The sequence below is a fragment of the Luteimonas sp. Soil_N_1 genome (genome assembly GCF_057656255.1).
This window is the reverse complement of the sequence record NZ_JBDGKS010000001.1, coordinates 1,700,281-1,714,460: the sequence shown is the minus strand read 5'-3', so window position 1 is coordinate 1,714,460 and position 14,180 is coordinate 1,700,281. Positions and strand designations below refer to the sequence as shown.

Genomic DNA, 14,180 nt, shown 5'->3' with positions numbered 1-14,180 from the left:
CGGCTGCCTGGCCGCGATCAGCGCCGCAATGCGGCCACGGCCTGCAGCAGCCAGCCGAGCATCGTCAGCATGCCGCCCCAGGGCGCGAAGAACGCCGGCCCGTCGAACAGGTGGCGCGACACCAGCGCGCCGGCGAACAGCAGCGTGCCGATCAGCAACGCGACAAGAGAGGCCAGTTCGAGCGAGCCCCGCACGGCGCGACCCAGCAGCACGAGCGCGATGCCATGGCCGAAGGCGAACACCGCCGCGGTCTGCAATGCGGCACGCGCATCGCCATCGGCCGCGTGTGCAGCGTAGGCCGACAGGCCGACCGACACGCCGGCCAGCAGCGCGCCAGCCGCGACCAGCCCACCGATGTGCCGTGCATTGCGTCCGGATCCGATGCCCATTGCCTGCTCCGATGCCGCGCTTGCGGCGCGATGCGGACCGCGCGCTGAAAGAACGGCGACCCTGAAACGACACACGCCGCATCCCGGAGGATGCGGCGTGCGATGCACAACCAGCGCGGGTGCGCCTGCTTACTCGGCCGGAGCCGCCGCAGGTGCCTCGGCCGCCTCGGCGGGCGCCGGGGCTTCGGCCGGCGCCGGCGCTGCCGCCGGTGCCGCTGCGGCAGGTGCCGCGTTCGGATCACGCAGCGTCCAGAACACTTCGAACTCGCCGTTCTCGGTGAACGCCGCATCGACGCCGTTGCGGTAGCTCTCGTACGGACGGTCGGTCACTTCGAGACCCTGCGTCAGCGCCCAGGCGCGAACGGCATTGCGGACGTTGTCCAGCTCGGCCATGAAGCCCGTGTAGCTGGCCTTGGCAACGCGTGCGCGCGGCAGGAACACGGCCTTCACCGGGCCGAGCAGTTCCAGACCGGTCAGCTCCACGGCATCGGTGGTGGACGCAGCAACCGGCGCCGCAGCGGCAGTCTCTTCACCCTCGCCGTCGGCGGTTGCCGCCGGTGCGGCGGGCGCGGCCGGGCCGGTGCCCCGCTTGCGGACCGGCATGGCGACGTCGAACGTGTAGTTCTCGCGACCCAGTTCGGTGGTGATGATGCGCAGCGGACCGGCAGCTTCCAGCTCGTTGGCGGCCATGGTGCGGTTGATCCACTCCAGGTTGGCCTTCATCGAGTCCTGGATGATCTGGTTGTTGCGCTCGACGGCGCCGGCACTGACGACCAGCAGGTTCTCTGCCGGACGATCCGCCTCGGCGAGATCGGTCAGCGTGGTGCCTTCGGCGCGGTAGTCGACGTTCGGCACGGCAGCCAGCAGGTTGGACAGACGTCCCAGGCCCAGCTTGATGCCGTCACCGACGTTGCGGCTGACGTACAGACCGGCGAAGCGGCCGAGCAGATCCCACCCGTAATCGACGTTGTAGGTCTGGGTGATCTCGATGTTGCGGTTGTTGCGACCGGTCGGCTTCAGCGCGAAGGTCATCTTCTTGTTGTCACCGCGGGTCGGGTCGGTGACGGCGTACACCACGCGCGTGCCCGGCTCGGATTCGGTGATCTCCCAGCTGCCCGCGCCGACGCGCTTGATGCTGGAGTCGTAGGCGATCTTGGCGCCGACACCTGCGTCGGGACCGGAGGTCGTCAGCTGGGCATTCGGGTCGTACGCAGTGACCGGCGACCAGTCCTTGAACCGGCGGACGGCGTTGACCGTGTCGAACACGATCGTCTGGCGACGGTTGGTCTCCACCGATTCGGTCAGCGTGCGACTGGAGGGAAGCAGAACGGCCACCACCAGGAACAGCACGGCGACGATGACGCAAGAGATCAGCAGTTCGAGCAGACGGGTCATTCAGAGTTCTCCAGGACCAAATCCGGCCTGAGGCGGCACAGACCGGCAATCGTATCAAGTTGCGTGTGGCCGGGCGAGTCCAATCGAGCATCGATGCGATGCGCTGTCCCGCGCATCGGACAGGCGCATGCACGTCGGCCGTGACGCCAGCCGCGGCACCTTCAGGAAACCGGTGTCGGAAACGGGTGAAGCACGCGAAACAGAACCGGCGTCCAGGGCTGCCTGCGAGTCTGCAGACGTGCGCTTCCAGCGAGGCCGCTGCCGTCCGATGCGATCACACGCGCCGGGAGCGATCCGGAACGACGGCGCCGGACAGATCGCGCGAATTCCGCGGCCGGTGCGTTGCACCGGCCGGGTCACCTGCACTCAGACAAGCTGCAGTTCGAAGGCCTTGAGCACCGCACGGGTGCGATCCCGGACACCCAGCTTCGAAAGGATGTTCGACACATGGTTCTTGATCGTGCCTTCGGCAACGCCCAGCGAGTTGGCGATCTCCTTGTTGGAAAAACCGCCGGCCATCAGCCGCAGGATCTCGGTCTCGCGATCGGTCAGCGGATCCGGCTTGTCGAGACTGACGAACTCGTTGCGCATCTGCTCCAGGCCAGTCAGCAGGCGCTGGGTCACCGCCGGCTGCACCAGCGAACCGCCACCGGCGACGGTGCGGATCGCGCCGACCAGTTGGTCCAGCGACACATCCTTGAGCAGGTAGCCCTTCGCGCCGGCCTTGAGACCTGCGAGCACCAGCTGGTCGTCGTCGAAGGTGGTCAGGATGATCGTCGGCGGCAGCGTGCCCGCGCGCGACAGCGCCTGGATCGCCTCCAACCCGGACATCGCCGGCATGCGCATGTCCATCAGCACCACATCGGGCTTGCACTCGGGAATGGTCTCGACCGCCTGGCGGCCGTCGGAGGCCTCGGCAATGACTTCGATGCCGCCGTCGAGCGCGAGCAGCGAGCGGATGCCCTGGCGCACCAGGGTCTGGTCGTCGACCAGGCAGACTCGGATCATGGTGCCTCCCATTGCGGATTCATGCCGGCGACTGCGCTTCGCCCCGGCGCGCAGCATCGCGCAGCCCGGTCGCATCCGCCAGCGGCAGTTCCAGCTTCAACACGAAACCGCGATCGGGCGCGGTCTCCACATGCAAGGTGCCGCCGTAGGCCGCCAGACGCTCGCGCATGCCGGTCAGGCCGTTGCCGATGCGCGCCGCCTCCGCGCCGCGACCATCGTCGCGTGCGTCGACACGGATCATGTCGCGGTCCTGGCTGTAGCGCAGGCGCAGCAGGCTGGCGCCGGAATGGCGCACGGCATTGGTGATGATTTCCTGCGTACAGCGCAGCAGCACGTGCGCGCGCTCGGGATCGTCGACGACGAACTGCACCGGCAGCTGCATGTCGACCTGCAGGCTGGGCACGTGCTCGGCCAGCGGCAGCAGGGTCGCGCGCATGTCGATCGCATCGTCATCGCGCAACTGGCTCACCGCCTCGCGCACGTCGCTGAGCAGCAGCTTGGCCAGCGTCTGCGCCTGCCCCACGTGCTCCTGGGCCTGACCGCTGGCCAGATGGCTGGCGATCTCCAGGTTCAGGCTCAGCGCAGTGAGGTGATGGCCGAGCAGATCATGCAGCTCGCGCGAGATGCGGACGCGCTCGTTGACGCGCACGCTTTCGGCCAGCAGCGCCCGGGTCGCACGCAACTCGGTATTGAGCCGCCGCTGCTCCTCGCGCGCCTGCGCCTGCTGGCGCGCAACCAGACCGGTGACGAAGGCAAAACCGGTGAAGCCGACATACAGCGCGGCCTGCAGCACCGCCTCGGCCCAGGTGAAATCGAAACCGCGCACGTAGACCGGCACGATGACGAACTCGCAGGCCACCAGCAGTGCCACGCCCAGCCACAGCGGCAGCAGCCATGGCAGCACGCAGGCCACCACCATCAGCAGGATGCTGCCCAGACCGCTCTGGCTGTAATAGCTGATCGCGATCGCGCTGCCGGCCAGCAGCAGCACCAGCATCTGATCGAAGAGGCTGACGCGGCGCGCCCCCAGTCTCCGGGTCAGCCATGCGTAGCTCAGGCCGAAGACCGTCCATGCAAGCCAACTGGGCCAGCTGTCGAGTGCCATCCGCACGCCGCCACCGGTCAACTGGTCGACAGGCACCAGCGACAGCATCAGCAGCGGCACGCCGATCACGCCCCAGGTGAACAGGCCGGCGACGCGCAGCAGTCGATTGGAGTTCAGATCACGGAGCATGCCTGCATGTTAGGCACATCAAGGGACGTCCCGGACGGGCCTGAAGTCATGCCGGAGGTCCCTTGGACGGCATCGGCATGCAATAATCGCCTCCCTGCGAAGTGCTGCGGCAGGTGCGTCGGAAACGGTGCATGCCGCGCGCCACGGGTAGTCCTCTGGAGTCTGGAATGTCGATCGTCGTCCGCGACGTGCACGAGCACGAGCTGGATTCCATCCTCGAACTCAACAACGCCGCCGGTCCCTCGATCCTGCCGCTGGACGCGGTCCGCCTCCGTCACCTGTACGACCACGCGGAATACTTCCGGGTCGCCGAACGCGATGACGTCATGGTGGGGTTCCTGATCGGGTTCGGCGCAGGCAGCGGCCACGACAGCAGCAACTTCCGCTGGTTCGAGTCCCATTACGCCGACTTCTTCTATATCGACCGGATCGTGGTGGCCAGCCGCCGCCGCGGCGGTGGTGTGGGCCGCGCGTTCTATGCCGACGTGCAGAGCTATGCCGAAGTCCGCCATCCGCTGCTGACCTGCGAAGTGTTCCTCGAACACGACAACGACCCGGTGCGCCTGTTCCACGGCAGCTTCGGCTTCCGCGAGGTCGGCCAGCACGTGATGCCGTCGACCGACATCCGCGCGTCCATGCTGGTCAAGGACCTCTGCAGCTTTGCCTGGGTCCGCGAGACCTACGGCGGCACGCTGCCCGACGAACCCTGGCTGGGCCGCCCCCGCGCGCCGGGCCGCAATACCGAGGAGACCCAGGCCTGATGGCGTCCGCCCCTGCCCCCGCCGCTACCGATTTCGAACCGGCCGGCGAGTTGAAGATCGGCCAGGTCGGCATCGCCAACCTGCGCGTACGCACGCTCGACGTCGCACGCCTGGCCGAGGAAATGCGCAGCCGCGTGACGCGCGCGCCCAAGCTGTTCGACCGGGCCGCGGTGATCCTGGATTTCGGTGGACTGGCAGATCTGCCCGACAAGACCACGGCGCAGGCCCTGATCGACGCCCTGCGCGATGCCGGCGCGCTGCCCGTGGCACTGGCCTGGGGCAGCCCGGCCAACGCCGCGCTGGCCGAAGCGCTGGATCTGCCTGTGCTGTCGAAGTTCCGCGCCCAGTACGAAAGCACCGAAGCCGCCCCCGCACCTGCGCCGCGCGCGGCGTCGGCACCGGAGGCCGTAGCGCCCGTGCCTGTGAAGGCTGCGCCGGCACCCGCCGCCGTGGAACCCGGCCTGGTCCAGGCCGCTGCGGTGCGCTCGGGCCAGCAGCTCTACGCCCAGAACCGCGACCTGACCGTGCTGTCGTCGGTCGGCGCCGGCGCCGAAGTCATCGCCGACGGTTCCATCCATATTTACGGCCCCTTGCGCGGCCGTGCACTGGCAGGCGCACAGGGCAGCGCGACTGCGCGTATCTTCTGCCGCAGTTTCCACGCCGAACTGGTCGCAGTAGCGGGCCACTACAAAGTGCTGGACGATATTCCCCGCGAACTCCATGGCAAGGCCGTCCAGGTCTGGCTGGAGCATGACGAATTGAAGATCGCCGCACTCGAGTGACGGCGACACACCAGGAGATGTGTTTTGGCTGAAATCATCGTAGTCACCTCGGGCAAGGGCGGCGTCGGCAAGACCACCAGCAGCGCGAGCATCGCCATCGGCCTCGCCCGTCAGGGCAAGCGCACGGCGGTCGTGGACTTCGACGTGGGTCTGCGCAATCTCGACCTGATCATGGGCTGCGAACGCCGCGTGGTGTACGACCTGGTCAACGTGGTGCAGGGCGAAGCGTCGCTCAAGCAGGCGCTGATCAAGGACAAGCGGTTCGACAACCTCTACGTGCTGGCCGCCTCGCAGACCCGCGACAAGGATGCGCTGACCACCGACGGCGTGGAGCGTGTGCTCAAGGAACTCGCCGACGACGGTTTCGAATACATCGTCTGTGATTCCCCGGCCGGCATCGAAAAGGGCGCGTTCCTGGCGATGTATTTCGCCGATCGCGCCGTTGTCGTGGTCAACCCGGAAGTCTCGTCGGTGCGCGACTCCGACCGCGTCATCGGCCTGCTGCAGTCCAAGACCCGCCGCGCCGAGAACGGCGAGCGCGTGCAGGAACACCTGCTACTGACCCGCTACAGCCCGGCGCGCGTGGAGACCGGCGAGATGCTGTCGATCACCGACGTCGAGGAAGTGCTGGGCCTGAAGACGATCGGCGTGATTCCCGAGTCGGGCGACGTGCTCAACGCGTCCAACAAGGGCGAGCCGGTGATCCTGTCGGCCGAATCGAACGCCGGCCAGGCCTACGACGATGCAGTCGCACGCCTGCTCGGCCAGGAGCGCCCGATGCGCTTCACCACAAACGAGAAGAAGGGCTTCTTCAGCAAGCTGTTCGGAGGCTGATCATGGGCATGTTCGATTTCCTCAAGCCGAAGAAGAACACCGCCTCGATCGCCAAGGATCGACTGCGCATCATCGTGGCGCAGGAGCGGACCAATCGCGGCGCACCCGACTACCTGCCCCTGCTGCAGCGCGAGCTGCTCGAGGTGATCCGCAAGTACGTCAGCATCGACGTCGAAGCGGTGAAGGTGGATCTGGTCAAGGATGGCGACCACGACGTGCTCGACATCTCGGTCGCGCTGCCCGAAGAGCGTCAGGCCACCGCCTGAGGCCTGCCGGTGGACGCGGATCGCAGCGCCGATGCAACCGGTGCGGGCACGGACGTGCTGTGCCTGTCCGACACCGGTTTCGATGCGCCCGCCGCCCTGCTCGCCCGCTACGGGTTGACCCTGCATCGCGTGCCGGACGGCGCGCCGATTCCGGGCAGCTACTGGGGCGCGCCGGAGGCCGGGATCATCGGCGTCGACGTGCATGCACGCGGCGATACGCCGGTGCATTCGCTGCTGCACGAAGCCGGCCATCTGATCGTGCTGCCGGCCGAACGCCGCGCCGCGGTGCACACCGATGCGACCGATTCGGTCGAAGAAGAAGACGCGACCTGCTATCTGCAGATCGTGCTCGCCGACGCGTTGCCGGGCGTCGGCCGCGACCGCCTGATGGCGGACATGGACACCTGGGGTTACACCTTCCGCCTGGGGTCGACGCGCGCCTGGTTCGAGCACGATGCCGAAGACGCGCGCGACTGGCTGATCGCCCGCGATCTGCTGCCTGTCGCGGACCATCCGGACACGGCCGTTTCCTGAGTGCTCCGGGGCGCGACAGGCACGCGCCCGTCCGCACGCGGTCGCAGCCCGCAGACGCGTGTCACGCACGTCTGGAACACGGCGATACGGCATTCGCGCCGGGCACAACGACACTTGCAGCGCCGATGGCAGCGCACTAGCCTCCCTCTTCCCTTGCTGACCGGAAGCTGTCCGTGAAACAACGCCACGCCCTGCTCGCCCTCGCCGTGGCCGCGAGCCTGACGCTCGCCGGCTGCAACCGGTCCGAATCCCCCGATACCGCGACGCCGGCAGGCACTGCCGCGGCGCCGGCCGGCGAAACCGCCGACCAGTTCATCGCCCGCGTCAACGAAGAAGTGCGCACGTTGATGCCGGAGCTGACCGCTTCGCAGTGGCTGTCGGCGACCTACATCAACGCCGACAGCCAGTTGCTGGCCGCCAAATACAACGAACGCTATCTCGGCCAACTCAACAGCTGGATCGAACAGGCACGCAAGTTCGAAGGCCAGCAGATGTCGCCCGAGACCGCGCGCGCGATCAACCTGCTCAAGCTCGGCGCGTCGATGCCGCCGCCGCGCAATCCCGAACACCTCGCCGAACTGACCAAGCTCGCATCGAAGATGGAAGGCACCTATGGCGCCGGCCAGTACTGCACCGGCGAAGGCGAAGCGCGCAGCTGCCGCCAGCTGGGCCAGCTCGAAGACGTGCTGCGCAGCAGCCGCGACTACGACGCGCAGCTCGACGCCTGGCAGGGCTGGCACACGATCGCCCAGCCTATGCGCGCCGACTACACGCGTTTCGTCGAACTCGTCAACGAAGGCTCTCGCGATCTCGGCTTCGCCGATGCGGGCGAAGCCTGGCGCTCGGGCTACGACATGCCGCCGGCCGAACTCGCCGCCGAGACCGATCGCCTGTGGAACCAGGTCAAGCCGCTGTACGAGCAGCTGCACTGCTACACGCGCACGCGCCTCGAGGCACGCTATCCCGGCCGCGGCACCGTCGACGGCGGTCTGCTGCCGGCGCATCTGATGGGCAACATGTGGCAGCAGGACTGGGGCAATCTGTGGGACGTGCTGCAGCCCTACCCTAACGCCGGCGACCTCGACATCACCGGTGCGCTGGAGAAGAACTATCAGGCGCAGCTCAACGAGCGGATGGTCAAGGAGAACGCGCTGATCGATTCGGATCGTCGCGCCGACATCGCGCATGCCGCGCAGCTCGACAACGCCAAGCGCATGAATGAACGCGCGCAGGATTTCTACACCTCGCTCGGCATGCCCGCGCTGCCCGAAAGCTTCTGGACCAATACCCAGTTCATCAAGCCGCGTGATCGCGACGTGGTCTGCCATGCCAGTGCCTGGGACATGAACATGGCCGGAGATGTGCGCACCAAGATGTGCACCAAGCCGAACGAGGAAGACTTCACGACGATCTACCACGAGCTCGGCCACGTCTATTACTACCTCGCCTACAACGGGCGTCCGCCGCTGTTCCAGAACGGTGCGCATGATGGCTTCCACGAGGCGATCGGCGACACCATCGTGCTGTCGATGACGCCGCAGTACCTGCAGTCGATCGGCCTGGTCGGCGAGCAGCAGCAGTCGCAGGAATCGCTGGTCAATTCGCAGATGCGCATGGCGCTGGCGAAGGTGTCGTTCCTGCCGTTCGGCCTGATGATCGACCGCTGGCGCTGGGGCGTGTTCGACGGCTCGATCACGCCGGAGAACTACAACAGCGCGTGGTGGTCGTTGAAGGCGCAGTACCAGGGCGTCGCCCCGGCCACCGCACGCGGCGAGGAATTCTTCGACGCAGGCGCCAAGTACCACGTGCCCGGCAACACGCCCTATACGCGCTACTTCCTGTCGCACGTGCTGCAGTTCCAGTTCTACAAGGCGCTGTGCGATGCGTCCGGCCACACCGGTCCGTTGAACGAGTGCAGCTTCTACGGCAACAAGGCCGCCGGCGAGAAGTTCTGGGCGATGCTGGAGAAGGGCAACAGCCAGCCGTGGCAGCAGACGCTGAAGGAACTGACCGGCGGCGAGCAGATGGACGCCGCGCCCGTGCTCGAATACTTCGCACCGCTGCAGACGTGGCTCACCCAGCAGAACGAAGGCAAGACCTGCGGCTGGACCACGCCGGCCGTCGCGCAGTCGCCCGCACCTGCACCGGCCGCGCAGCCGGCCGCACCGGCGCCGACGCAGGGCTGATACGCCGCGTGGAAGTCAAAGAAGGGCCGGCATTCGCCGGCCCTTCTTCGTTTCAGCGGACCACCGGACTCACATCTGGTCGGTCGGTTCCAGCGATGCGGGATCGCGCGGACACCCCGGCGGTCGCGTGCCGCGCGAGAGTTCCCAGCGCCAGAACATCCAGCCGACCAGCATGAAGGCAGCCGACGTCACCGCCAGCATCAGCGGCTGGTGGCTGACCAGGGGCGACAGCAGACCGGCGACCGCCGCGTTGAGCACCAGACCGGTGAACGCCTGCAACGACGATGCCGAACCGCGCTGGCGCGGATACATGTCGAGGATCGCGAGGGTCAGGATCGGGAACGTCAGCGCGATGCCGAAGGAATTGAGCATCGCCGGCATCACTGCCCACGGAATCGCGGGCTGATCGACCAGCAGGTTGTAGGCGACGTTCAACGCCACCGCGACGCCGCTGCAGGCGAAGCCGATGTTGGCCAGCCGCGTGCCGGTGATCCGCCCTGCCGCGCGCCCGGAGACCCAGGAGCCGATCATCATGCCGCTGATCATCGGCACGAAGAACCAGCCGAACTGGCGCTCGTTGAGGCCCAGCACGTCGACGACGAACACCGGCGTCGAGGCGATGTACAGGAACAGCGCCGAGAAATTGAACGCACCCGCCGCGGCGATGCGCTGGAAGCGACTGTTCGCGACGATCGACACGTAATCGCGCAGCAACCGCCGCGGCGCGAGCGAGATCCGGTGTTCGCGCGGATGGGTTTCCGGCAGCCACAACCAGACCACGACCAGCAGCACCAGCGAGAACGCGACCAGGAACCAGAAGATCAGCGGCCAGCGGCCCCAGCCCAGCAGCCAGCCGCCGATGATCGGCGCGATCGCCGGCGCGATGCTGAAGATCATCATGACCTGGCTCATCAGGCGCTGGGCGTCATCGCCCTGCAGCACGTCACGGATCACCGCGCGACCGACGATCAGGCCCACGCCGGCAGACAGGCCCTGCAGCGCGCGGAACGACAGCAGCGTGGTCAGATCGGTCGACAGCGCGCAGCCCACCGAAGCCACCACGAAGATCGCCAGCCCGCCGAGGATCACCGCGCGCCGGCCGATCGCGTCCGACAGCGGCCCGTGGACGATGCTCATCAGCGCGTACGCGATCAGATACACCGCGATCGTCTGCTGCATCGCTGCCGGGTCGGCATCGAGATCGCTGCCCATCGCGGGGAACGCCGGGAAGATCGTGTCGATCGAGAACGGCCCGAACATCGCCAGGCCCGCCAGCAGCAGGGCCAGCGTGCGGATCGACGGCATGCGCGGCTGTCTCATGCGGACACCTGCCACGCGCGTGCAGCGAATGCATGGGGAGGCGCCGATGCGCAGGCGACGGCAGGGCAACAGGATTCGGACATCGGGACACCGGCAGACGTCCGCATTCACGGACCGGGCGCGGCGCAGGCGCCGCTCAGAAGCGCGACATCATAGGCCGGTCGATGCCGACGCCCCGGCAACGGCGCGTTCCGCCAGCCCTTCGCAGCACGCGCGGGTAAGTGGAGTGGCCGGTATACTGCGCCGTGTATGCAGTGGGAGAAGCGGGCGCTCCTCGTGAGCGTCCCTGCCGTAGGCGCAACCGCCCGGAATCGCTCAGGCCCAGTACCGCTGCAGCGGCAACACTCTGGAGAGACCGGAGGCCCGTCAAGGGCGCATCCGGCGCCGAAGGGGCACGAAGCGCATCGCTTCCAAACTCTCAGGCAAAAGGACAGAGGGGCACGCGGAAGACCGGCGGTCTTGCGCCAGCATCGACCCGAGCGGATCGACGCAGGCGTGCGCCGGCATTCCAGAGCCCCGCCTTTTCCGGATGCCCGCCATGACCGCCCCGACCCTGCGCGACCTCGAACACCACTCGGCCTTTGTCGAACGCCATATCGGCCCGAACGACGCCGAGATCGCCCACATGCTCGGCGTGGTCGGCCACGATTCGCTCGACGCGATGACCGATGCGATCGTGCCCGGCAAGATCGCGTCCCGCGCGCCGCTGGCCCTGCCCGATGCGATGACCGAAGTCGAAGCGCTGGCGAAGATCCGCGGCGTCGCGACGCAGAACACCGTGCTGCGCAGCGTCATCGGCCAGGGCTACTACGGCACCCACACACCGAACGTCATCCTGCGCAACATCCTCGAGAACCCGGCCTGGTACACGGCGTACACGCCCTACCAGGCGGAGATCTCGCAGGGCCGCATGGAAGCGCTGATCAACTTCCAGACGATGGTCACCGACCTGACCGGCATGGATATCGCCAACGCCTCGCTGCTCGACGAGGCGACCGCCGCCGCCGAAGCGATGACGCTGGCCAAGCGTTCGGCGAAGTCGAAGTCCAACGTGTTCTTCGTCGCCGACGACCTGCATCCGCAGACGCTCGACGTGCTGCGCACACGCGCCGACGGGCTCGGCATCGAACTGCTGATCGGCCCCGCTGCCGATGCCAAGGATGCCGACACCTACGGCGTGCTGCTGCAGTACCCGAACACCTTCGGCCGCATCGGTGACCACGCCGAAGTCGCCGACGCCGTGCACGCGCGCGGCGGCATCGTCGCGGTCGCGACCGATCTGCTGGCGCTGACCCTGATCCAGGCGCCGGGCCGCTGGGGCGCCGACATCGTGGTCGGCAACTCGCAGCGCTTCGGCGTGCCGTTCGGCTTCGGCGGTCCGCACGCCGGCTTCATGGCCTGCCGCGATGCCTACAAGCGTTCGATGCCCGGCCGCCTGATCGGCGTATCGGTCGACGCCGCCGGCAACCAGGCCTACCGCCTGACGTTGCAGACCCGCGAACAGCACATCCGCCGCGAGAAGGCGACGTCCAACATCTGTACCGCGCAGGTGCTGCTGGCGGTGATGGCGTCGATGTACGCCGTCTACCACGGGCCCGACGGCCTGACCCGCATCGCCCGCCGCACGCACCGCTTCGCGTCGATCCTGGCCGCCGCGCTCGGCAAGGCCGGCGTCACCGTCGGCGATGCGTTCTTCGACACGCTGCACGTGACCGGCGTCGACGCCGATGCGCTGCACGCCAAGGCGCGCGATGCCGGTTTCAACCTGCGCGCGATCGATGCGTCGTCGGTCGGCATCAGCCTTGACGAAACCACGACCCGCGACGAAGTCGTCGCGCTGGCGAAGCTCTTCGGCGCCGAGATCGACATCGAAGCACTCGACACCGCGACCACCGACGCGCTGCCGAAGACGCTCGCGCGCGACACGAAGTTCCTGACCCACCCGGTGTTCAACACGCATCACAGCGAACACGAACTGCTGCGCTACATGCGCACGCTGGCCGATCGCGATCTGGCGATGGACCGCACGATGATCCCGCTGGGCTCGTGCACGATGAAGCTCAACGCGACCGCCGAGATGATTCCGGTCACCTGGCCCGAGTTCGGCAACATCCACCCGCTGGCGCCGGCCGACCAGACCGCGGGTTACACCGAGCTGATCGACGGCTTGGAAGCGATGCTGGTCGAGATCACCGGCTACGACGCGGTGAGCTTCCAGCCCAACTCGGGCGCGCAGGGCGAGTTCGCCGGCCTGCTCGCAATCCGCGCCTATCAGCAGGCGCAGGGCCAGGGCCATCGCGACATCTGTCTGATTCCAGAATCCGCGCACGGCACCAATCCCGCGTCGGCGCAGATGGTCGGCATGACCGTCGTCGTGACCCGCTGCGACAAGGACGGCAACGTCGACGTCGACGACATCCGCGCCAAGGCCGAGAAGTATTCGGATCGTCTCGCCGCGATCATGATCACCTACCCGTCCACGCACGGCGTGTTCGAGGAAGACGTGGTCGCGATCTGCGACATAGTCCACCAGCACGGCGGCCAGGTGTATACCGACGGCGCCAACATGAACGCCCTCGTCGGCGTGGCCAAGCCCGGCAAGTGGGGCTCGGACGTCAGCCATCTGAACCTGCACAAGACCTTCTGCATTCCGCACGGCGGCGGCGGCCCGGGCGTCGGCCCGTGCGCGGTCAAGTCGCATCTGGCGCCGTATCTGCCGCGCGCGCTCGGCGGCGACGGTGAAGTGGGCATGGTCTCGGCGGCGACGCATGGTTCGGCCTCGATCCTGCCGATCAGCTGGATGTACATCGCGATGATGGGCGCCGACGGTCTGCGCCGCGCCACCCAGGTCGCGCTGCTCAATGCCAACTACATCGCCAAACGTCTGGCGCCGCACTACCCCACGCTTTACACCGGCCGTAACGATCTGGTCGCGCACGAGTGCATCCTCGACCTGCGTCCGATCAAGGACGTCACCGGCATCAGCGCCGAGGACGTCGCCAAGCGCCTGATCGATTTCGGCTTCCACGCGCCGACGCTGAGCTTCCCGGTCACCGGCACGCTGATGGTGGAGCCGACCGAAAGCGAATCGCTGCACGAACTCGACCGCTTCATCGACGCGATGATCCAGATCCGCGACGAGATCCGCGCGATCGAGGACGGCCGTCTGGATCGCGAGGACAACCCGCTCAAGCACGCACCGCACACCGCGATGCAGGTCACCGCCAGCGAGTGGACCCACGCCTACCCGCGCGAACTCGCCGCGTTCCCGCTGGCGACGTTGCGCCACACGAAGTACTGGCCGCCGGTCGCGCGTGTCGACAACGTGCACGGCGACAAGAACGTGTTCTGCAGCTGCATCCCGATCGGCTCGGCCGAAGACGAACCCGAAGCCTTCAGCGAGCCCGACGTCGTCTGATCCATCGCATCGGACCGACCGGCGTCACGCCGGTCGGTCCGCGCGTTGCGTCA

General features: G+C 67.5%; 11 protein-coding genes, 1 pseudogene and 1 riboswitch. Of the genes and pseudogenes, 7 read left to right on the top strand and 5 right to left on the bottom strand.

The window, feature by feature from the left end; all coding sequences use genetic code 11:
- Positions 1 to 17: 17 nt before the first annotated feature.
- The 4 genes and pseudogenes from AC3A4E_RS07960 to AC3A4E_RS07945 all read right to left on the bottom strand — a co-directional run bounded on the left by AC3A4E_RS07960 (position 18) and on the right by AC3A4E_RS07945 (position 4,026).
- On the bottom strand, positions 18 to 389 hold the full coding sequence (locus AC3A4E_RS07960) for a DUF423 domain-containing protein (protein WP_487630962.1): 372 nt from the start codon (positions 387 to 389) through the stop codon (positions 18 to 20).
- A gap of 240 nt (positions 390 to 629) precedes the next feature.
- Positions 630 to 1,784 (bottom strand): annotated as a pseudogene (locus tag AC3A4E_RS07955) (polyketide cyclase); the annotation flags it as partial.
- A gap of 366 nt (positions 1,785 to 2,150) precedes the next feature.
- Positions 2,151 to 2,792 (bottom strand): response regulator, encoded by a 642-nt coding sequence (locus AC3A4E_RS07950; RefSeq protein WP_232137691.1) that lies wholly within the window; start codon positions 2,790 to 2,792, stop codon positions 2,151 to 2,153.
- Between the two features lie 19 nt (positions 2,793 to 2,811).
- Positions 2,812 to 4,026, bottom strand: a complete 1,215-nt coding sequence (locus AC3A4E_RS07945) for a sensor histidine kinase (protein ID WP_487630961.1) — start codon at positions 4,024 to 4,026, stop codon at positions 2,812 to 2,814.
- 167 nt (positions 4,027 to 4,193) lie between these two features.
- Here AC3A4E_RS07945 and AC3A4E_RS07940 point away from each other — a divergent pair, with 167 nt between their 5' ends.
- The 6 genes from AC3A4E_RS07940 to AC3A4E_RS07915 all read left to right on the top strand — a co-directional run bounded on the left by AC3A4E_RS07940 (position 4,194) and on the right by AC3A4E_RS07915 (position 9,389).
- A complete protein-coding gene (locus AC3A4E_RS07940; RefSeq protein WP_487630960.1) occupies positions 4,194 to 4,787 on the top strand; it encodes a GNAT family N-acetyltransferase in 594 nt (197 codons plus the stop codon).
- Positions 4,787 to 5,569 carry a septum site-determining protein MinC gene (minC, locus tag AC3A4E_RS07935; RefSeq protein WP_487630959.1) on the top strand — a complete coding sequence of 261 codons (783 nt, stop codon included), beginning with the start codon at positions 4,787 to 4,789 and terminating at the stop codon, positions 5,567 to 5,569. The genes AC3A4E_RS07940 and minC overlap by 1 nt, the downstream gene beginning before the upstream one ends.
- Before the next feature lie 24 nt (positions 5,570 to 5,593).
- A complete protein-coding gene (minD, locus tag AC3A4E_RS07930; RefSeq protein ID WP_487630958.1) occupies positions 5,594 to 6,403 on the top strand; it encodes a septum site-determining protein MinD in 810 nt (269 codons plus the stop codon).
- Between the two features lie 2 nt (positions 6,404 to 6,405).
- On the top strand, positions 6,406 to 6,669 hold the full coding sequence (minE, locus tag AC3A4E_RS07925; protein ID WP_055248846.1) for a cell division topological specificity factor MinE: 264 nt from the start codon (positions 6,406 to 6,408) through the stop codon (positions 6,667 to 6,669).
- Between the two features lie 9 nt (positions 6,670 to 6,678).
- Complete coding sequence (locus AC3A4E_RS07920; RefSeq protein WP_487630957.1) at positions 6,679 to 7,203, top strand: hypothetical protein; 525 nt, start codon at positions 6,679 to 6,681, stop codon at positions 7,201 to 7,203.
- Positions 7,204 to 7,376: 173 nt separating this feature from the next.
- A complete protein-coding gene (locus tag AC3A4E_RS07915) occupies positions 7,377 to 9,389 on the top strand; it encodes a M2 family metallopeptidase (RefSeq protein ID WP_487630956.1) in 2,013 nt (670 codons plus the stop codon).
- 69 nt (positions 9,390 to 9,458) lie between these two features.
- Here AC3A4E_RS07915 and AC3A4E_RS07910 read toward each other — a convergent pair whose 3' ends face one another.
- Positions 9,459 to 10,709 (bottom strand): multidrug effflux MFS transporter, encoded by a 1,251-nt coding sequence (locus AC3A4E_RS07910; RefSeq protein ID WP_487630955.1) that lies wholly within the window; start codon positions 10,707 to 10,709, stop codon positions 9,459 to 9,461.
- Positions 10,710 to 11,045: 336 nt separating this feature from the next.
- Positions 11,046 to 11,153: riboswitch (glycine riboswitch) on the top strand.
- Positions 11,154 to 11,238: 85 nt separating this feature from the next.
- Between AC3A4E_RS07910 and gcvP the strand changes: the two genes are divergently transcribed.
- Positions 11,239 to 14,127 carry an aminomethyl-transferring glycine dehydrogenase gene (gene gcvP / locus AC3A4E_RS07905; protein WP_487630954.1) on the top strand — a complete coding sequence of 963 codons (2,889 nt, stop codon included), beginning with the start codon at positions 11,239 to 11,241 and terminating at the stop codon, positions 14,125 to 14,127.
- Positions 14,128 to 14,180: the final 53 nt, after the last annotated feature.

Coding starts and splice junctions, on each gene's coding strand:
- minE (WP_055248846.1), top strand. CDS start 6,406: ATGGGCATGTTCGATTTCCTCAAGCCGAAGAAGAACACCGCCTCGATC.
- AC3A4E_RS07940 (WP_487630960.1), top strand. CDS start 4,194: ATGTCGATCGTCGTCCGCGACGTGCACGAGCACGAGCTGGATTCCATC.
- AC3A4E_RS07950 (WP_232137691.1), bottom strand. CDS start 2,792: ATGATCCGAGTCTGCCTGGTCGACGACCAGACCCTGGTGCGCCAGGGC.
- AC3A4E_RS07945 (WP_487630961.1), bottom strand. CDS start 4,026: ATGCTCCGTGATCTGAACTCCAATCGACTGCTGCGCGTCGCCGGCCTG.
- AC3A4E_RS07960 (WP_487630962.1), bottom strand. CDS start 389: ATGGGCATCGGATCCGGACGCAATGCACGGCACATCGGTGGGCTGGTC.
- gcvP (WP_487630954.1), top strand. CDS start 11,239: ATGCCCGCCATGACCGCCCCGACCCTGCGCGACCTCGAACACCACTCG.
- minC (WP_487630959.1), top strand. CDS start 4,787: ATGGCGTCCGCCCCTGCCCCCGCCGCTACCGATTTCGAACCGGCCGGC.
- AC3A4E_RS07910 (WP_487630955.1), bottom strand. CDS start 10,709: ATGAGACAGCCGCGCATGCCGTCGATCCGCACGCTGGCCCTGCTGCTG.